This window comes from Streptomyces caelestis (genome assembly GCF_001279005.1).
Taxonomy (GTDB): domain Bacteria; phylum Actinomycetota; class Actinomycetes; order Streptomycetales; family Streptomycetaceae; genus Streptomyces; species Streptomyces heliomycini.
Window position 1 is genome coordinate 1 of record NZ_LGCN01000075.1, and the last position, 434, is coordinate 434.

The 434-nt window shown below is 72.4% G+C and carries 1 protein-coding gene; it reads left to right on the plus strand.

All coding sequences use genetic code 11. The features are described 5' to 3' along the window. A partial coding sequence (locus tag ADK41_RS08185) for an acyltransferase domain-containing protein (protein ID WP_037805367.1) occupies positions 1 to 434 on the plus strand: 434 nt, incomplete at both ends.

Sequence of the window (434 nt, forward strand, 5' to 3'; positions counted from 1 at the left end):
CTGTTCGCGGTCGAGGTGGCGTTGTTCCGGCTGGTGGAGTCGTGGGGTGTGCGGCCGGAGTTCGTGGCCGGGCATTCGATCGGTGAGGTGGCGGCGGCGTATGTGGCGGGTGTGTTCTCGCTGGCGGACGCGTGTGCGCTGGTGGCTGCTCGTGGCCGGCTGATGCAGGCGCTGCCGGCCGGTGGCGCGATGGTCGCCGTCGAGGCGGCGGAGGCGGAGGTGCTGCCGCACCTGACCGGCGAGGTGTCGCTCGCGGCGGTCAACGGCCCGTCCTCGGTGGTGATCTCGGGTGCCGAGGCCGCGGTGGAGGCGGTGGCGGAGGTGTTCCGCGTACAGGGGCGTCGTACGTCCCGGCTGCGGGTGTCGCACGCCTTCCACTCGCCGCTGATGGAGCCGATGCTGGAGGAGTTCCGCACGGTCGCCGAGGCACTGTC